12 protein-coding genes are annotated in these 19,038 nt (G+C 59.0%); 4 read left to right on the top strand and 8 right to left on the bottom strand.

What is annotated here, in order from left to right:
• The first annotated feature begins 227 nt into the window (after positions 1-227).
• Positions 228-1,637, top strand: a complete 1,410-nt coding sequence (locus ACOOHD_RS06010; RefSeq protein ID WP_420460668.1) for a hypothetical protein — start codon at positions 228-230, stop codon at positions 1,635-1,637.
• Here ACOOHD_RS06010 and lon read toward each other — a convergent pair.
• From lon to miaB, 5 genes are all read right to left on the bottom strand, one after another.
• Positions 1,634-4,012, bottom strand: coding sequence for an endopeptidase La (gene lon / locus ACOOHD_RS06005; protein ID WP_420460667.1), 2,379 nt, complete (start codon positions 4,010-4,012; stop codon positions 1,634-1,636). The two genes, ACOOHD_RS06010 and lon, sit on opposite strands and share 4 nt — an antisense overlap.
• Positions 4,013-4,061: 49 nt before the next feature.
• Complete coding sequence (locus tag ACOOHD_RS06000) at positions 4,062-5,576, bottom strand: NAD(P)H-hydrate dehydratase (protein ID WP_420460666.1); 1,515 nt, start codon at positions 5,574-5,576, stop codon at positions 4,062-4,064.
• A 1-nt stretch (position 5,577) separates the two neighbouring features.
• Positions 5,578-6,627, bottom strand: coding sequence for an MlaD family protein (locus tag ACOOHD_RS05995; protein ID WP_420460665.1), 1,050 nt, complete (start codon positions 6,625-6,627; stop codon positions 5,578-5,580).
• An 85-nt stretch (positions 6,628-6,712) separates the two neighbouring features.
• Positions 6,713-7,981 (bottom strand): sigma-54 interaction domain-containing protein, encoded by a 1,269-nt coding sequence (locus ACOOHD_RS05990; RefSeq protein ID WP_420460664.1) that lies wholly within the window; start codon positions 7,979-7,981, stop codon positions 6,713-6,715.
• 6 nt (positions 7,982-7,987) lie between these two features.
• Positions 7,988-9,430: a tRNA (N6-isopentenyl adenosine(37)-C2)-methylthiotransferase MiaB gene (miaB, locus tag ACOOHD_RS05985; protein WP_420460663.1), complete on the bottom strand. Its 1,443-nt coding sequence runs from the start codon at positions 9,428-9,430 to the stop codon at positions 7,988-7,990.
• A 163-nt stretch (positions 9,431-9,593) separates the two neighbouring features.
• Between miaB and ACOOHD_RS05980 the strand changes: the two genes are divergently transcribed.
• Entirely contained in the window at positions 9,594-11,285 is a 1,692-nt protein-coding gene (locus ACOOHD_RS05980; RefSeq protein ID WP_420460662.1) for a beta-L-arabinofuranosidase domain-containing protein, read from the top strand.
• Between the two features lie 75 nt (positions 11,286-11,360).
• Entirely contained in the window at positions 11,361-13,340 is a 1,980-nt protein-coding gene (locus ACOOHD_RS05975; protein ID WP_420460661.1) for an OmpA family protein, read from the top strand.
• Here the strand turns inward: ACOOHD_RS05975 and ACOOHD_RS05970 are convergent, their stop codons facing one another.
• Positions 13,341-14,741: a hypothetical protein gene (locus ACOOHD_RS05970; RefSeq protein WP_420460660.1), complete on the bottom strand. Its 1,401-nt coding sequence runs from the start codon at positions 14,739-14,741 to the stop codon at positions 13,341-13,343.
• Positions 14,742-14,949: 208 nt separating this feature from the next.
• Here ACOOHD_RS05970 and ACOOHD_RS05965 point away from each other — a divergent pair, with 208 nt between their 5' ends.
• The gene (locus ACOOHD_RS05965; protein ID WP_420460659.1) at positions 14,950-17,685 is read left to right on the top strand and encodes a putative LPS assembly protein LptD; all 2,736 of its coding nucleotides are present in this window, start codon (positions 14,950-14,952) and stop codon (positions 17,683-17,685) included.
• A gap of 57 nt (positions 17,686-17,742) precedes the next feature.
• Here ACOOHD_RS05965 and ACOOHD_RS05960 read toward each other — a convergent pair whose 3' ends face one another.
• Complete coding sequence (locus ACOOHD_RS05960; protein WP_420460658.1) at positions 17,743-18,276, bottom strand: hypothetical protein; 534 nt, start codon at positions 18,274-18,276, stop codon at positions 17,743-17,745.
• A 49-nt stretch (positions 18,277-18,325) separates the two neighbouring features.
• Positions 18,326-18,982, bottom strand: coding sequence for a hypothetical protein (locus ACOOHD_RS05955; RefSeq protein ID WP_420460657.1), 657 nt, complete (start codon positions 18,980-18,982; stop codon positions 18,326-18,328).
• Positions 18,983-19,038 lie beyond the last annotated feature (56 nt).

The raw sequence follows: 19,038 nt of genomic DNA, 5'->3' as shown, positions 1-19,038 counted from the left end.
AGTACAATGCGGTCTCCGACCGCGGAGGAAAAAGGCAGCCTCCGGCTGCGCTGGCGTGGTAGTGTAGCGCAGCCAGAGGCAGCATCTTGCTGCCGCTGCCAGAGGCAGCATTGTACTATATTGCCTATCTTCGCAAAAATCGCGCGCTCACGGGAGCCGCCCCACCTGGTTCTGCCTTAACTGGCACTACCGGGTTTTCTTTTATTACCGGAAAAACGACCGCCGTCATGTACGAACTAAACGATACCTATAAGGCCCACCTCGATGCCATTGCCGAGGCCATTCAGGCCAGCCCCCACCTGGCGCAGTACTTGGAGGAGGAAGAAGATGAGCAGTACGAGGCCCTCAAGGCCGAATTCGAACCCCAGCTTGAGGCGGCCCACGAGCAAATCAACCATTATTCCCCCTTCGAGATCGAGTCCTTCGAGCGCTACCTGCTCGACGACCGCTTCGAGGGGCTGTTCCTGCCCCGTATTCTGGGCTATAGTGTGCTCCGTCCTGAGATTAATGAGTTGTTTTACTACCGACAGCAGAATGATCACTTTGGCTCCATATTGACCTACATCGCCGGCAATATGAACTTCGACCAGCTGCGCAGCCGCATCGGTCAGGCCGTGCAGGTAGGCTTCGCGCTCAGTAGCGACATCTACGTGACGGGGCTCATCGATGAGATCCCCACCAAGCGGGTGCGACAGTTCCTGCTGAGTCAAAAGTCGGACGATGCCCGTACGCAGCAGGGGCGGCAGACGATCTTCAATCGCTACAAGCGGCAGTTCAAAAGCCGGAACTACCACTACGCCCCGGCACCCCAGACGGAGCCCGAGTTGATCAGCCACACGAAGCACTTCGTGGACTTCTTGCTCTACCGCGTGTCAAATCCAGCGCTAAATAACGATGCCCTGCCCGGACCGCTCTACCAGTTCGTAACCACCGAAGAGTTCGCCGGTCGGGAGGAACTCATCGAGCCGCTGGTTATCTACAGCGCCTACCTACCGGTGGAGGAGGAGGGGGCCCAACAGGCCCTTACCGAGGTACTCAACCGGGAGCGCCAGGCCGACCCGGAGCGGGTGTCTTCGCAGATCCTAACCTTCATTCTTCGGCTCAAGAACGACAGTAGCGTCACGTTCGGAAAGGAGCAAGAGGCGAAGCTCGGTCAAATCGTAGACCGCAGTCTGCCCGACGATCTCACGGCCTATTTCAATCTTACCGACCGTATCCACGGCGAGGGCTATGACAACCCCGAGGTGCAGGAAGCGATCCAGGAGGAAGTGCTGAAGCAGGACGGGCTCAGTGACTTCAACGAAAATATCCGCCGCACCATTCTGGTGTACGTCGACGAGCTTGCTGCGAGCCTCGGCACCGATGACTACAACGAATGGTTTGCCACCACGGGTAAGCTCTTCCCGGTGTACATGAAGGTGTTTGCCAATGAGCAGTTTAACCAGGAGCTACGTCGACTGGCCATTCGCTACACCAAGCGGCTCATCAAGGTGCACACCAACAAGCGCGGCAAGGATTACCGCGACCTGAAGAAAACCACGGTAGCTACCTGGACCGATTACGGCTTCATGAACGAAAAGCAGCTGAAGGAATTCTTTAAAACCCCGCGCAAGCGTAAGTCGGCGGCTGAGGCCTAGATTGCTATCGCCAACACCTCATTGAAGGTGCGGGCAAAATGAGCCGTGATGCCCTCCTTGATGTAATCATCCAGGTCCTCAAAGTCCTGCCTATTGTCTTCAGGAAAAATTAGCGTGGTGATGCCCACCCGGCGGGCCCCGATGGTTTTTTCCTTAACCCCACCGATGGGTAGCACCCGTCCGGTAAGGGTAAGCTCGCCGGTCATCGCCAGGTTGTCGATGGGTGCCTGATCGGTGGCAAGTGTGTAGAGTGACAACGCCATCGTAATACCTGCACTCGGTCCATCCTTCGGCGTAGCCCCGGCCGGTACGTGCAGGTGCACCTGGTGCTTATCGAAATAGTCGGCCCGGTCCGGCGGCAGGATACTGCGCACGTAGCTCAGCGCGATCTGCGCACTTTCCTTCATGACGTCGCCGAGTTGTCCGGTAAGCCGGAACCCGCCGTTCTCCGCCGGAACGCCCCGGGCCTCGATGTAGAGCGTAGCCCCGCCCAGGGAGGTGTAGGCCAGCCCCAATACCACGCCCGGGAGGGGCTTATCGTATAATTTTTCGGTGGTAAACCGGGGCCGCCCCAGCATCTCCTCCACCAGTTCGGCGGTGACCTCGAAGGTGTGCTGGTCGGATTCAGCCTGCTTGAGCACGAGCTTGCGGATGATCTTACGCAGTTGCTTCTCCAAATTACGCACCCCGGCCTCCCGGGCGTAGCGGTCTACGAGAAAGTTCAGTGCTCCATCCGTAAAAGTGACCTCATCGGCGGCGAAGCCGTGCTCTTTGAGCTGCTTCGGAATGAGGTACTGCTGGGCGATCTTAATCTTCTCCTCTTTGATATAGCCACTCAACCGGATCACCTCCATCCGGTCGAGCAGGGGACCGGGAATAGTATCAAGTTGGTTAGCCGTAGTGAGGAAAAGTACGTTCGACAGGTCGAAGGGCACATCCAGGTAGTGATCGACGAAGGTCTCGTTCTGCTCCGGATCGAGGACTTCCAGGAGCGCCGAGGCAGGATCGCCCTGTCCGCTCCCCAATTTGTCAATTTCGTCGATGAGGATGACCGGGTTACTGGTTTTGGAGCGGTCCAACGCCTGGATGAGCTTACCGGGCAGTGCACCGATGTAGGTGCGCCGGTGGCCCTTGATCTCGGCCTCGTCGCGCATTCCCCCTACGCTAAAGCGGTAGAACTTCCGACCCAAAGCCCGGGCGATACTCTGTCCGATACTCGTTTTACCCACACCGGGAGGGCCCACCAAGCAGATGATGCTACCGGCCACGGAGGCCCGCTTGATGATGGTTGCCAGAAACTCCAGGATATTGTCTTTGACGTCCACCAGCCCGTAGTGGTCCTCATCCAGGATGCGGCGGGCTTCGGCAATGTCGTTTGTATCCTGATTAAATATGCCCCAGGGTAGTCCGGCCAGCGTTTCCAGGTAGGTGCGGGTGACGTTGAACTCGGGGCTCTGGGTGTTGAGTGATTGAAGCTTGTTCATCTCCCGGTCAAACACTTCGCGGACCTGCTCGGGCAGCTCCTTACCCTTCAGCATACCGAGGATACGCTCCTTAATGGAGTCGCTCTCGTCCTGTTCCTCGCCGAGCTCGCGGCGGATCGCGCTGAGTTGCTCGCGCAGGAAGTATTCCTTCTGCTTGGCGTTGACGCCCTCCTCGATCTGCTTATTGATGCGCGACTGAATCTTGGCGACCTGCAGCTCATCCTTGATAATTTCCAGCAGCTTCTTGGCGCGCTCCGAGATGTCCCAGGTCTCCAGTAGCTCCTGGAGCTTTTCCTTTTCGGAGCTCACCAGGTTAGAGATCACGTCGATGGTCTGCCCGGGCTTCTCGTAGTTGAGCTGGGTGACGACCATATTCACCTGCTCCTGAAACAGGGGGTTGAGTGCCAGCAGACTCTTGATGTCGGAGCTGATGGCTAGCATGTATGCCTTGAGCTCGGGATCGGGTTTGGCTGTGGGCTGCACGTCGTACTGCACGCGCCAGCGCAGGCTGGGCTCAGTCTGGACGACCCGCTGCAGCCGGAACCGCCGTACGGTACGCCCCAGCACCTGCAGGGCGTCATTGCCCATGGGCATCACCTTGAGGATTTGGTAGACAGTACCAACCTCGTAGTAATCCGACTCGCGGTAGTCGTCTGAGTCGGCCTCTCGCTGCAGCACCGCCCCAATGAAGCCATCATGTTGCTCCACCGCGATACGGATAGCCAGCAGCTTATCGGAACCGGAAAACGTCATGGGTAGTGCCGTGCCGGGAAAAATGGGCCGCTGCGAGAGGGGTAGGATCGTGAGCAGCTGGGGCAGGCTGGGATCGATGAGTTGCATGGCACCATCGGTCGTCAGCTCATCGGTATCGTTCGGGGCGTATTCTTCCACGTGGTCGGGGGCTTGTCGTCGGTAGAATAGGTTGGGTGGCCCCTTTTGTTCAGCCCGGGGAGCGCAGACGATGCAGATGGCGGAAGGCAGGTCCCAGGTGGCTCACGAGGTCTTCCGCCAGCAGACTTTCCTGCTCGAGTTCCTCGGCGGCTAGGTCGCCGGCCAGTCCGTGCAGGTAAACGCCCAGCCGTGCCGCGGTGCCCGGATCGTAGCCCTGGGCAAGAAGGCCCGCAAGTAGTCCGGTAAGTGCATCCCCCGTACCCCCCGTACCCATACCAGGATTGCCGCTGGTGTTGAAGTATACCTTACCGTCTGGCGTAGCGATGCTCGTGTGATTCGTCTTGCAGAGGATGACCAGTCCCAGGGAAACGGCCCGCTGCCGCTGCACCTCCCACCGGGCAAAGTCGTCGGAGGTCTGCCCGAATAAACGCTCGAACTCCCTGGGGTGGGGCGTCAGGATACTACCCTGCGGTATCCGATCGAGCCAGTTGTGCGCGGCGATCAAATTAAGGGCATCGGCGTCGATGACCATCGGCTGTCGGTAGTCGGCCAGTAACTTTGCTAACCCCTTGGCGGTAGCTTCATCCTGACCCAGACCGGGACCGACCCCCACCGTAGCGTAGCGGTCCGACACCTCCACGGAGGTGAAGTGGTATTTGTGTATATCTACACTACACATGGCCTCCGGAAAGCTGATCTGCATGATTTGGTAGCCCGACCGTGGGATGTGGGTAGTGACTAGTCCCGCTCCACCCCGCAGCACGCTACGCGCACAGATTACTGCCGCCCCCATCTTACCGTAGGCACCCGCCACCAGCAGCGCGTGCCCGAACGTACCCTTATGGTCGCTACTACTACGCAGCCGGAGCAGCCTGGCTACTTCCGCTGCCCTTAGCATGTAATGTTGCACCTGCGCCCCCGGTACGTAGTTGGCTGACAGTGAGAAATTTACCAGTTCCCACTTCCCTAGATATTCGGCATCTGCCGGGGCGAAAAGCGCGAGTTTGGGGTAGCCTAGACTCAGGGTACGGTGGGCCTTTAGGACGGCACCTTCCGCCGGAGCATCCGTGTAGAGGCCGCTGGGGAGGTCGACCGCCACCCGCGTGAGGGATTCATCCGAGTTGAGTTGCTCGATCAGTTCCGCTACCTTGCCCGTCAGGGGACGGCTCAGGCCGGTGCCGAATAGCGCATCGACGAGAAGGCTGTCGGGGGGAAGTTGGGGGAGGGGATCGCCGGGTATCCAGCTTCTGAGGGGGACTCCAACGTCCTTGGCCCGCCGCTGGTTGGCCAGGTTATCGGGAGAAGCGGGCGCGAGATCGACGTACACGATCCGCACCGAGTAGGCCTCGAAGCGAAGCAGCCGGGCGATGACCAGTCCATCGCCTCCATTGTTGCCGGGGCCGGCCACGACCACTATTTCGCGGTCTTTTCTAGGAAAATGCACCATAAAAGCCGTAGCCCAGGCGGTGGCTGCCCGTTCCATGAGCTGAAGGCTCGTGATGCCCTGTTCGGCGAGGGTGGCCGCGTCGAGGGCGCGGTGTTGCTCGGCCGTGAGGACTTCCACCCTAGTTGTTTTCTACTTCCGCCGCCGCGGCGGCGTCCTTGCGGTCGAACTTGAGTACCCGCCGGCGGCTCTTGAAGGGGACGTAGCGGTATGGCCGGTCCTGTAGGTCGGTCAGCAGCGTATCGGCGGCCAGGCTGGCGCGGTTCAGGCGGTTGTAGATCTCGTCGTCGGTGAGCAGCTTACCGAGGGTGCCGTTGCCCTGCTGGACGTCGTCGAGGACGTCGGTGACCCCGTTGAGTGCACGGTCGGCGTTATCGAGGGTGCCGCGTAGCTGCACGATACTGGTATTGACCTCATCGACGGTCTGTTCGAGTTCCAGCTTACTAAGATTGCCGGATAGCGTATCGGCGTTAGAGATGATACGGGCGATGCTTTCTTCCTGTGCGTTAAGGGAAGTGGTGAGGCTGGCCAGGTTACCAGTAGTGGTACTGATGCTACGGCTGTTGGCGTCTAGCAGCACCTCGAAGCGCTGGGAAGCGGCCCGGAGATTTTCCATGGTGGCAGCCAGGTCGCGCGAGGAGCGGGCAATTGGATTGTTACTGTCCTCGCTGAACAGCGTCCACTGCAGGCTATCGATGCCCTCGCTGATCTGGGCCTTTATGCCATCGGCGGGGTCGGCGTCCGGGTCGGTACCCAGGAAGGAAGCTAGGATACCCTTCGAGGAGCCTTCGAGGTAGGTTCCATTCTCGGCGCAGTCGCCATCCCCGAAGCAGGGTTTATCGTACTCCAACTGCACGGCCTTTTCGCCCAGCAGGCTTACGGTGCTGATGTAGGCACGGGTGCCCGGCGGCACGTTGACGTTTTTGCGGACCTCTAGGGTGACGACAACCAGTTTCTTGACCTGGTCGAGGCGAATTTCGTTGACGGAGCCGACATTGACCCCAGATATTTGTACGGGCGTACCTACGGTGAGCCCCGCTACGTCCTTATAGTCTACGTAAAAGGTCTGTGCGGACGAAAACAGATTACTCCCCTGAATAAACTTGAACCCCCAGAAGGCCAGTAGTATGGCTACTACGGCCAGGATTCCAATCTTTACTTCGTTGCGCATAAGGGGGGGAGGCTGGGTGAGCGTGTAGGCACGCACTGGTTGAATAAGTACGCGACTGTAACGCGATGGGCTTTGGTTAGGTTTGTCACTCCGAAATCTCGTACTCCTTGATCTTACGGTACAGGGTGCGCTCACTGATGCCCAACTCTCCGGCGGCCTCCTTGCGTCTGCTGTTGTGCTTCTTTAACGCCTTGCGGATGAGCTCACGCTCGGCGTTGGCCAGGCTGAGGTCTTCCTCCACGATCTCGCTGCGGTCGTAGGCGCGTTGCATGCTTGAATCTACGATGATGGGGTGGTGCTCCCCCTCCGGTACCTCATCCCCGCCCGCCCGCCGGTCGATCTCCTCGGCCGCTGCCGGATAAGTGGCCGGCAGTTGGAGCGAGCGCACCTTCTGCATATCCGGCACCCGCAGGTCGTTGGAGCGAATGAGCTCAAAGATGAGCCCCTTGAGGTCGTTGAGGTCAGACTTCATGTCGAAGAGTACCTTGTAGAGAATTTCCCGCTCCTGCATGCCGTCGCCGGCCCCGCCGTTGCCGTTCTGTCGCGTGATGGCCGGTAGGTTGCGGTCGCGTAGCTTGGGCATCATCGTCAGCAGATCCACGGCGGTCAACTCCCGCTTTTCGGCGAGGATGGACAATTGCTCGGTCACGTTTTTGAGCTCGCGGATATTGCCGGGCCAGTGGTAGTTCTCCAGCAGCCAGCGGGCCTCGTCGTCGATCTGGATGGGCTCGAAGCCCTGCTGCTCGGCGAAGTTGTTGGCGAAGTAGCGGAAGAGGAGGTAGATATCTTCCGGTCGCTCCCGCAGGTTGGGTAGCTCAATGGCCACGGTAGCCAGCCGGTAGTAAAGATCCTCGCGAAATTTACCGGAGGCGATGCGCTCGTTGAGCCGCCGGTTGGTGGCCGCCACGATGCGTACGTCCGTGCGCTGGGTGGTGCTCGACCCCACGCGGATGAACTCCCCGCTCTCCAGCACCCGTAGTAGGTAGGTCTGGGTGTCCAGCGGCATCTCACCGATCTCGTCCAGAAAGATCGTACCCCCGTCGTAGGTCTCAAAGTAGCCCTTGCGGTCGCCGGTGGCGTTGGTGAAAGCGCCCTTTACGTGGCCGAAGAGCTCGCTGTTGATGGTGCCCTCCGGGATGGCCCCGCAGTTGATGGCGATGAATTTCTCGTGCTTACGCGGCGAGTTGTCGTGAATGATCCGACTGAACACCTCCTTACCCACACCGCTCTCGCCAGTGATGAGGATACTCAGGTCGGTGGGAGCCACTCGCAGGGCGGTATTCAGCGCGTTTTCCAGGACCGGCGAGCGGCCCACGATGCCGTAGCGGCGCTTGACACTTGCTATCGCTGCCATATTGGGTCAGGCTTCTGGCAGTTCACCAAGTAGCGTAGCGGAGGTGGCCCCCGTGATGCGCACATCGACGTAATCGCCGGGCTGGTGGCGGCCGGTCTTGGCGAAGATCACCATCTTATTCTGGCTGTTGCGTCCTTTCCAATCCATGGCCGAGCGTTTGCTTTCCCCCTCGATCAGCACCCTAAACCCCTTACCGATATCGCGCTGGTTCAGTTCGTGGCTGATGCTGGTTTGTAGGTCGATTATCTCCTGTAGCCTCCGCTTCTTCACTGTAAGGGGTACGTCGTCGGTGAGTTTACGCGCCGCCGGCGTGCCCGGCCGCTCCGAGTAGTAAAACATATACGACATGCTGTACCGAGCGTAGTCGATCATACTCAGCGTCTCCCGGTGCTCTTCGTCCGTCTCCGTACAGAACCCCGTGATCACGTCCGAGCTAATGGCGCAGTCCGGCAAGATCTCGTAGATGCGGTCGATCTTGCGTAGGTACCACTCCCGGTCGTAGGTGCGGTTCATCAGCTCCAGGATGCGGCTACTGCCCGACTGCACGGGCAGGTGGATATACTTGCAGACGTTGCGGTGGTCGCGCATGGCGTAGAGCACCTCGTCGGTAATATCCTTCGGGTGGCTGGTGCTGAAGCGGATACGCAGGTCGGGGTGCACCGCCGCGGTGAGTCGCAGCAGTTCCGCAAAGCTTACTACACCTCCGCTTTCGGGATTAGCCCATTTGTAGCTGTCCACATTTTGTCCCAGCAGGGTCACCTCCCGAAAGCCCCGGTCGAATAGGTCCGTAGCCTCGGCTACGATGCTGTACGCACTCCGGCTTCGCTCCCGTCCCCGCGTGTACGGCACTACACAGAAGGAGCACATGTTATCGCAGCCCCGCATGATGGAGATGAAGGCGGTAACCCCGTTGCTCTGTAGTCTTAGGGGGTTGATGTCGGCGTAGGTTTCCTCGCGGCTCAGGAAGACGTTCACGCCCTTGTCGCCCTCCTCGGCTCCAGCCACCAGGTTGGGCAGGTCGCGGTAGGCATCGGGACCTACCACTAGATCCACCAGCTTTTCCTCCTCTAAAAACTTAGCCTTCAGCCGTTCCGCCATACAGCCCAGCACGCCCACCAGTGTACCCGGCCGCCGCCGCTTCACCTTGTCAAACACCCGTAGGCGCTTACGCACGGTATCCTCCGCCTTTTCGCGGATGGAGCAGGTATTGATCAGGATGAGGTCGGCCGCCTCGAGATTGCGTGTGGGGCCATAGCCTGCTTCCCCCAGAATGGAAGCTACGATCTCGGAGTCGCTGAAGTTCATCTGGCAACCGTAGCTCTCGATGTAGAACTGCTTGGCCCGGGGCGCTTCCAGTACCGCTGCGGTGTCTACATAAACCTGTCCCTGCAGGGCCTCATCCACCTTTTTGTCGCTCACCCCCCGTAGCGTCGGATTATCGTCGTACATCAGCACTCACTTTAGCCCGCAAAGGTACGCTACTGGGCTGACAGATTGGCAGTGCTGGGGAACATTTCTGTGCAGTCATATGGGCGGGGCCGCAGGTGCTAAGGCAGATGGAGTGGTTGAAGAATCTACGGCTGACGTATCTTTCGACACCAACTACCCGATCATGCGCCTGTGCCTGCTACTTTTACTTCCCACTCTGCTCTGTGCCCAACTGAGCATACCGGAGCATGAGCTCGATCACCGTATCGACCTAAGCATCAAGCGGCTCACCGACCTGGACATGCAGCCGGCCTACACCGAGGACTTCCTGCTGGCGGACGTAGACCTACACCCCGAAGACCCGCGCCGCTTCTACAATTTCAGTGGGGACCTGTCGGGACGCTACATCGAGGTGATGAGCCTGGTGAGTCCCGAACGGCGGGGTAGCGTAGACCTCGATGCATTGGTCACAAAACTGATCGCGGAGCAGAAGGAGGACGGGCGCTTCGGGGACCCCACCTTGGTATACACCGCCGAGGAGATCGGTGGCGAACATATGGCCCTACTTTGGGGCAACGGCCGCCTGCTGGTGGGTCTGATGACCTACTACGAGCGGACGGGTAACGCAGCGGCACTCGCCGCCGCCCGTAAATTAGGCGACTTTTTTATCGGTACGGCAGAGGCCTCCCGGAGCCCGGAAATTGCCGAGCGACTGCGGGGCTTCGGGGCCAAGGGAATTATTTGCTTTACCCAGTACATCGAGGGGCTGGTGCTGCTGGCCCGGGCTACCGGCGAAGCGCAGTACACTCAGGCCGCGGTCGATGCCTATACCGTGCTCCCAAAGCGGGGCGAGGTGCATACCCATGGCTATCTGACTACGCTGCGGGGCGTACTGATGCTGTACGAGCTAACGGGGGATGCTAAGCAACTGGCCTACGCCAGAGCAACCTTCGATGACCTCCTGGCTTCGGCGGACTACACCCGCCACGGTGCGGTGTACGAGTACTTCGGGGGCCACGGGGACCGGGATGAAGGCTGCTCCTCGGCCGACTTCGTGCGCCTGGCCTACCACCTGGGGCGGCTGACGGGCGAGGACCGGTACGTAAGCGTCGCTAATCGGGCGCTGCTCAACGCCCTGTTCTACAACCAGTATCCCAGCGGTGACTTCGGCCATCACTACTTCACGGGCGACGGCATGAGCGCTAGCAACCCCCGCCGCTCCTGGTGGTGCTGTACCATGCACGGACTGATGGCACTGCTCACGGTGCAGGAACAGGAGGCCGTAGTGACACCGGGGGGCGTGTCAACCCTACAGGTGCTGGTCAGTCAGCGGTATACGCAGGATGGAAAGTCGTTCGACCTGACCTACGCCGGTACTAACGGGGAACGGCAACTGTACCGGCTCCAGATAACCGCCTGGGATGACACCCCACTGCGTATACTCCAACCGGAGGGCGTCACCGCAATGGAAATTAATGGAGTAGCCGCGGGCGAGCCGCAGGTGCCGGCGGCGGGAGATAGCTGGCAGATCGGTCTACTGTACAATTTGCGTTTTCACTCTGGAGAGGAACGCAGCGCAGGTGGCGACCTTCCGGAGGAACCCACGATGGGCTACCTGACCTACGGACCTTTCCTGATGGGCATCAACCAGGAGGATTTTGTAGCCGAGCCCGACTGGGGTAACCAAGTAAGCCTCACCGGGGTAGTCCCGGATACCCTGGCCAATAGCCTCCGGGCTACCTACCGCCACGGTGGCTATCCCGGCGCACATACCGTACAGCTCATCCCGATCGCTTACCAGTCGTACTTCGGCCATCCCTACCTGCGGGTGACGACCTCCTATACCTCCGCCATTGTACCGACGTCACCGGACTAGCCCCGGCGACGGACAGCCGACGCTGGAAGGCCAACAATGGTCCTACCCAGTCGTTTTCGTGCAAAGCCCTCTTCTATGCTGCGCACCTTTTTAATTGCCTTCGTATTGGTCCTTGTGGCGGGTTGTACCTACACGGCCAAAATTACCGATGGCGCCACCGCCGTAGACCGCAAACAGTACAACGTCGCCGTGCCTATGCTCGAGCGCGAGTACAAGCGGGCAAAGAGCCGGGGGCAGCAGGGGGAGATCGCCAATAACCTGGCCGTCAGCCTGCGGGAGCTCGGGCGTGACGAAGAGGCCGTGGAGTGGTTTCAGACGGCCTACGACAACGGCGTCGGTCCCGATGCCCTACGCGAAAAGGCCGCCGCCCTCAAGCGGCTGGAACGTTACGAGGAGGCCATACAGACCTACACCGACCTGGGCTTCGAAATCGGCAGCCGCTACGAGTTTCGCAAGGACATCGCCGGGGCCGAGTTGGCCATAAAGCTAAAGGAGCGAGAGGCCAAACAGGAGCGTAAGGAATACGAGGTGAACCCGGTGGCCTTCAACAGTCCGCAGGCCGATTACGCCGCCGTGTCCTTCGACAATGCCCTAGTCTTTACCAGCGACCGGGGGGCCGCTACCGGGGATGATACCTATAACTGGACAGGCCGCAGCTTCAGCGATCTCTTCAGGGCCAACCCCGAGGCCGGTAGTGTAGAGGGCTTCACGGCCACGCTAAACACGGACGATAACGAGGGGACACCCGCCTTCAGCGCCGATGGCAATACCATGATCTTCACCCGCTGCAGCCCGCCGGCCAAACGCACCGATGCCTACTGCGGGCTCTACGTCAGTGAGCGGGTAGGTGATGGCTGGGGGGTAGCCGAGAAGCTGCCCTTCGTCACGCCGGAAGCGAACTACATGCATCCCGCCCTCAGCCCCGATGGCAACACCCTCATCTTTTCCGCCAACCTCGTGGAAGGGTGGGGCGGCTATGATCTGTATAAGGTGACTAAAGGTCCTGACGGTGCCTGGGGTACCCCCGACCTGATGAACCGCGCCATCAACACCGCCGGTAATGAGCAGTTTCCTACCCTTGACGGTGACACCCTGTACTTTTCTAGCGACGGGTTGGAAGGCCTTGGTGGACTGGACATCTTCCGCACCTGGCCCCTAGACGACGACCGCTACAACGCACCTAAAAATCTAGGCCTACCGATTAATAGCGGCGCTGACGACTTCGCCTACACCATCGTGCGCCGCAATGGCACGGGTATCGGCTCCACCACCACCGGCTACTTCAGCAGCTCGCGCCCGGGGGGCTCTGGCAGCGACGATATTTATGCGTACACTAAAACGCAGCTGCCCCCGCCGCCGCCCGACACCACCCCCGTCGCCTACCGCAACGTGCTGGATGTGACGGTGGTGGAGAAGATTCGCGAAGACCCCAGCAACCCTTCTAGCCGCGTACTCGGCGTGCGCCCCGTACCCAACGCTACGGTCATCGCCCAGGTAGGTGACCAGAGCCGTAGCGTGACTACCAATGAGGAGGGGCAGCTTAGCTTGGTACTCGTAGACGATCAAAACTACCAGTTCCGCGCCGAGCGCCCCGACTACCTGGCCGCCGAGGGCCGCTTCAGCAGCCGCAACCTGCCCCGCGACCCCGATGCCCCCGAGCAGCGCTACGAGCTGGAGCTTGAGATCGAAAAGATATTCCGTAACCAGGAGATCGTGCTCCAGAATATCTACTACGACTACGACGAGAGCTTCATCCGCGAGGACGCCCAGCCCACCCTCAACGAGCTCTCCAATCTGCTCACCCGCAACCCCAGTATCCGCATCGAGCTCGGTAGCCACACCGACTGCCGCGGCCGCGACGACTACAACGAAACCCTCTCCCAGGCCCGCGCCCAGGCCGCCGTCGACTACCTCGTCCAGGCCGGCATCGGCGCCGATCGCCTGTCCGCTAAGGGTTACGGCGAGACCCAACCGGTAGCCGAGTGCATCTGCGAACGCTGCACGGAGGAGGAGCACCAGCGCAACCGGCGGACAACCTTCCGGATCCTCGAATAGTTAGTCCTCCTCCGCCGGAAGCCGTACCGCCTTGATCATATACCCCTCCGAGCTCTCGTAGTCGTACAGCTCGATGTGCTCCTGCTCGATGAGGATATTGACCAGGGAATAAGTGGTGCCGATAGCGTAGCCCTTATTGGCCAGGTACTGGGTCACGAACCACTTCAGGCCCACGTAGGTGGTGAAGTTGAGGTGGAGGGCGTCGTGGAGCTCGTCCAGGATCTCCTCGGCGGTGATGACGCGGTAGCCCGGGGGGGCGGTATCGCGGTAGCTGTTGGTCTTGTGCTCCAGCTTAATCTTGCCGATGATCTTGGGGCCAGTGAGTTTGACGCGGTGGTCGCTGCCGGCATCCGGCCCTTTGGTAGCGGCCAGGGCGGCGGCCTCCTCGGTAGCGGCCTGCTGAGAGCGCTGGCCGTTGAGGTCGTGCACCTGATGCACGGCGGCTTCTTCCTGCTCTTCCCGCACCACTTCGGCGGCGGCCTGGTGGATGGCCTGCTTCTCCTTGAGGGAGAGCACGATCTCGTCGATGTGGCTTTCGGCGTCCTTGATGATACTGGTCAGCTCGGCGGAAAGCTCGATCCCCTTGCGCAGCTCGGAGTGGAAGAAGGTCGCCTGGTGGGCCACCTTATTGCGGATCTTGGACATCTCCTTCCAGAGCCGCTCGAAGTTTTTATCGCGGAAGAAGGTTTTGAAGTACTTCGTGTAGTTGCCCTCCAGGTTCTCCTTGAGCTCGCGCAACTCCTCCAAGGTCTCAATGTGGGAAAGCCGCTCGAGCACCTTTTCCGGCTCGTTGAAGCCCGTGGACTGCTTGTAGATCAACAAGCCAAGGTCATCGAAGTCCGCAAACTCGATGTCGGAGTTGATGAAGTAGCTAAACTGGTTGGAGCGGTTGCGCTGCCGGGCCTTCACCTTTTCGATCATTTTCGGGGTGGCCGTGACCTCCCACCAGGACATCCCTACCCGCTGGAAGAAAAACTTGATCAGGTAGCGCCGCAACAAGTTTTCTACGGCATTAATCTTGGGGTAGAGCTGGTTGGCGATCTCGGAGCTGATATCGTCCTGTAGTACCCGTAGGTGATTGAAGCGTAGCTTATCGCTGAGGTGCCGCAGCAGCCGCTGGCGAAAGGGCTCCAGGGGTTCGAACATGGGGCTTTCCACGCGGAGTACGAAGGCTGCTTCTACAAGATCGGTGAGGATTTTGCTGGTGTCTACGTTGATGACGGAGACGGTAAGGCCACTTTCGCCCTTGATAAATTCAAGGCCGTTCTTGTCCTTCGTGATGATGGGCGAGCGACCGTTCCAAACGTCGTTAGAATAGCTGATGGCGTGGATAAACCCGCGTTGATCGTTGATGTCTTCGGGGTCGATACAGAGCAGCTCGAAGATGAAGTTGGAGGGCATATCATAAATACTTGATGAGGGGTTAGGTAAAATTTTCGTTACCGGGAAATATACCAAATTCGACCGACCCCGCCCCGCCGGCCTCGTTGTCGTACCTTTGCCGGCCCGTATTAAGGAAGCGTTAAAGCCCCGGTTTCGGCGTCGCATGCCCAACGCGTCGCTCGTTTTTCGTATCCATTCCGTAGCTCTGTTTTCCAACCACCCGCCCTTGCACCTGCGCGCCGCCGCCCTCCTGTTTTGCCTGCTGAGTGTACCCTTCTGGGCGGGTGCGCAGGTGGATAGTGTGTTGCAGGAAGCGCCATTCCGCGGGTCGACGGCCGACTACCAGATGAGCCCGGATAGCCTCGATGCCCCCGTAGATTACCAGGCACGGGATAGTATGGACATCGATCTAGCTAACCAGCAAATGCGCCTCTACGGAGCGGCGGAGGTGAACTACCAGCAGATCAGTCTGAAGGCCGACTTTATCACCCTGGACTACGGCACTAACCTGGTCCGTGCCGCCCCCTACCCCGATAGTGCCGGTGTACTGGTAGGCGACCCGATCTTCAGCGACGGAGGTCAAGAATTTAGCGCTAAAAGCCTGGAGTATAACTTCAAGTCGCGTAAGGGCATTGTGAAGGAGACCGTGACCACTCAGGATGATGTCTTCGTGCGGGGTGGCAAGTCCAAGTTTGTCAGCGGGGCCATCCAGACCAATGACTCCACGCGCTCGGATGTGATCTACACCGAGGGGGCCATCTTCACCAGTTGCTCGCTGGAGCATCCCCACTTCGGGATCCGTACGCAACGGGCCAAGATCGTACCGAACAAACTGGCCATCATCGGCCCGTCGAATCTAGAGATCATGGGGGTGCCGACGCCCTTCTGGCTGCCGTTCGGGTTTTTTCCGCTAAAGAGCGGCCGTTCCAGCGGGCTGCTCTTTCCGAGCGACTATCAGTACAGTCCGCAGTGGGGCTTCGGCTTTCAGGGGATCGGTTGGTTCTTTCCGCTGGGCGAGCACGTGAATCTTACGGCTACTACGGATATCTACCTCAACGGAACCTTTACAATCAACACGGCCACTAGCTACCGGCGGCGGTACAAGTACAATGGGAATGCCAACGTGAGTTACCGGCGGCTAATCACCGAATCAACCGTGGAGCAGGGGCTACAGGATGTCGTAGCCAGCGGTATCAGTATAGGCTGGACGCACCGGCAGGATCCTAGTGCTCACCCTACGTTTACTTTTGGGGGCAGCGTCAACTTTCAGACCGACCTGGTGGACCAGCGGTTCATCAATACCTATGAGGCAGCGAGTACGAACGTGATCCGCTCGTCGATGAACATTACGAAGACCTTCCCGAAGCTAAAGTCTACGCTGACCGCCGGACTTAACCACAGCCAGAACAATCAGACGCGGCAGATCAGCGTCAACTTTCCGGATGCGCAGTTTCAGACGCAGACCATCTACCCCCTGCGCAACCTACCGGGGAGCGCACGGAAGTGGTACAAGAAATTAGCTATTCGCTACGGTAACCAGCTGCGCACGGAGTTCGCAGCCATTGACAGTAGTTTCTTCACCCCACAGACGCTGACCGATGCCCGCTACGGCTTTCAACAGGATGCTACGGCCTCGCTGAGCCTGAACGTGCTCAAGTATTTCAACGTCAGTCCGAATATGAGCTACTCGGAAGTGTACTACGGTAAGACGATCGACTACTTCCTCGATACCTCTACCGTCAAGACACGGACGGAGCTTGACGAGGATGGCAACCCCTTCAGCGACACGACCAGCTTCGCGTCCATCAATGATGAGCGGTTTAATCCGGGAATCGCTTCCTTCCGCAACTTTAACGCCGGCGTGAGCGTGAGCACCCAGCTATTCGGCAAGGTACTCTTCGGGCGGCGGGGTGTATTTGGCCTGAAGGGTATCCGTCACGTGCTCAAGCCCACCGCCTCTTTGAGTTATCAGCCTGATAATCGTGATGCGGTCGATTTCATCAGTGGGCTGCCCTACTTCATTGCCCGATCAACTGTCGATCCACAGCGAGGCGATCCCAAGTTGTTTGTGAGCCCCTTTGATGGTCAAATTTTTGGCGAGCCAACGCGCACGGAGGGGAACCTGGGAATCAGCTACAGCCTCAGTAATCTCTTCGAGGCCAAGGTCTACAGCCGTAAGGATAGCGCCGATCAAATCATCAAGCTGTTTCAGAATATCGGGGTAACGGGTCGCTACCAACTTAGCGCCGATAGCCTGCGGTGGAGCCCGATCAACGTCAACGGCAGTACCCGACTGTTCAAGGGGCTCTCGCAGGTATCGCTGCGGGCGCAGTTCGACCCCTACGTCAGTAGCTACAACGAGCGGACCCGGCAGGTAAACCGCGTCAACCGGACCACGCTCAGCGAGCGGGGCGTACCCGTGCAACTGAGTAGCTTTAACGCAACGATCTCGACAAGCCTTACGGTGGATAAATTCCGGGAGCTCTTCCAGGGGCAGGAGGAGGAATTCGTGACCGACGTGGTGGAGGAACGCCGACAACGGCGGGAGGAGCAGGCGACGCTGTTTGAGGAAACGGACTTCCTGAGTCTGTTTGAGAACTTCAGCATCCGTCATACCCTCAACTTTCGGCTCGACCGGGAGGTGGCCGTGGAGGAAGGGACCCGCGATACGTTACGCTTTAACACCACCGCCAACAGTATCGAGCTACGCGGTGCCTTACAGTTGACCGAAAATTGGAGCGTCAACATCGGCCAGATCGGCTACGACTTCACCAGCAAGCGGATCACCTACCCCTACCTCAGCTTTGCCCGCGACCTGCACTGCTGGGAAATGCGCTTCAGCTGGGCTCCACAGCGCAATACCTACCAATTCAGTATCGCGGTGAAGCCCGGCACCTTCGACTTCCTGGAGGTGCCCGTTAACCAGAACCGCTACGACGGGCAGCGGCAGTTTGGGCGATAAGAAAACCCGACCTGCCACGGGGGCGGATCGGGTTTTTCGACTCTTACAAATCCTCGTTTACCGGGGCGTCTTCGTGTAGAAGTCGCTGGTGTAGAAGTCGTCGTGCAGCGTATCGGCGTTACGGTACTCGTTGGTCGAGAAGCGGTCGCGCTGATAACTCGTGCCGTACTCGTGAAAGTCCGACAGGTAATCATTGGTATCGATCTCGTAGCGGGTAGTGTATCCCTTACTTTTTTGGAAGCGGGGGTAGTCGACTAGGTGATCGAAGGTCAGACCCAGTAGGGTAGCGGAGTTGCTGGAGCTATTGAGGTGCACCAGACCTACGGGGACGAGCGCATGGCGATCCTCCTCGCTATACCGGCCCGAGGTGTGACGCTCGATGACATCGTCGTCGATCTCGACCTCGATGTAGCGGACCAGATTTGCACTGGTATCGGCCAGCAGGCCTTCGACCTCGCCAATGGTTTCGCCGGAGTTGAGCTTTACGGTATAGCCCCGGGGATCGATGTCGTCGTGGTGCACTTTGTAGCCCGTCAAATCTTCTAGAAACTTGAGGCGGGTGTTAGCGGTGTCGTTGATAATGGTACTCACTGGTGGTAGGTTTTTGCGTGATAGAATAGGGGGACGGGTAGGAGAAGGCTTAGCTCATTTCATTGAGCACGGTACGCGCTTGGCTAAAGAAGCTGCGTACATTCTCCTTTTGGTTAAGCGTAAGGGTCTCGGCGGTCATCGCCTGCGCTTCCTGCCGCAGTTTGCTGATGGCATCGCTAGCTTGGTTATTCTTAGCTTGGCTGACATCCTCGAGCATCTCAACGATCAGCATGGAGGCCATCTTGATCTTGTCGGCATGATCTCCGGCCATAGGGTCACGGGTAATCTCTTCGGCCAGTCGTTTTACACGTTGGGCCTTACCATCCGTATTAGCCGCGTCATCGACTCCAGCACTTACGGCTAGAGCGGATGCAGCGTTGGCTAACTCAGTGAGCGCCTGGTGACTAAAGTCGTGATCGAGCCCCATTTCGCCTTCCATATTAGCCGTAGTAGCAAGGTAAGCTTCCTTAGCGCTGGCGTAATCGCTGTTGACCTCGTAATCATTGTAATTGTTATTCTCATCGACGCCCTGGGCGACGGGGGCTACCCCTTCGTCGTTTTCCATCACCTCTTCGGTGACTACTTCGTCGGATTCGTCAAAAGCTTCCGAAACGCCCCAGATGATGAGTCCGAGGAGCAGGAGACCAATGATCCAGGGCCAGATGCTGCCCGTAGTTTTCTTCTCTTCAATGCGTATTTCTGCCATGATGTGGTTGTATTTAGGTAAGTAAAAGAAAGCAGCCTAGCCCGCGTGGACTAGGC

This window comes from Neolewinella sp., from assembly GCF_965214665.1.
Taxonomy (GTDB): Bacteria; Bacteroidota; Bacteroidia; order Chitinophagales; family Saprospiraceae; genus Neolewinella.
Note: the sequence above shows the minus strand (reverse complement) of the source record. Positions and strands in the feature narration are given on the sequence as shown.

What these genes read in the sequence shown, in the direction of transcription:
- ACOOHD_RS06010 (WP_420460668.1), top strand. Translation starts at nt 228, where the DNA reads ATGTACGAACTAAACGATACCTATAAGGCCCACCTCGATGCCATTGCC.
- ACOOHD_RS05995 (WP_420460665.1), bottom strand. Translation starts at nt 6,627, where the DNA reads ATGCGCAACGAAGTAAAGATTGGAATCCTGGCCGTAGTAGCCATACTA.
- ACOOHD_RS05990 (WP_420460664.1), bottom strand. Translation starts at nt 7,981, where the DNA reads ATGGCAGCGATAGCAAGTGTCAAGCGCCGCTACGGCATCGTGGGCCGC.
- miaB (WP_420460663.1), bottom strand. Translation starts at nt 9,430, where the DNA reads ATGTACGACGATAATCCGACGCTACGGGGGGTGAGCGACAAAAAGGTG.
- ACOOHD_RS05980 (WP_420460662.1), top strand. Translation starts at nt 9,594, where the DNA reads ATGCGCCTGTGCCTGCTACTTTTACTTCCCACTCTGCTCTGTGCCCAA.
- ACOOHD_RS05975 (WP_420460661.1), top strand. Translation starts at nt 11,361, where the DNA reads ATGCTGCGCACCTTTTTAATTGCCTTCGTATTGGTCCTTGTGGCGGGT.
- ACOOHD_RS05970 (WP_420460660.1), bottom strand. Translation starts at nt 14,741, where the DNA reads ATGCCCTCCAACTTCATCTTCGAGCTGCTCTGTATCGACCCCGAAGAC.
- ACOOHD_RS05955 (WP_420460657.1), bottom strand. Translation starts at nt 18,982, where the DNA reads ATGGCAGAAATACGCATTGAAGAGAAGAAAACTACGGGCAGCATCTGG.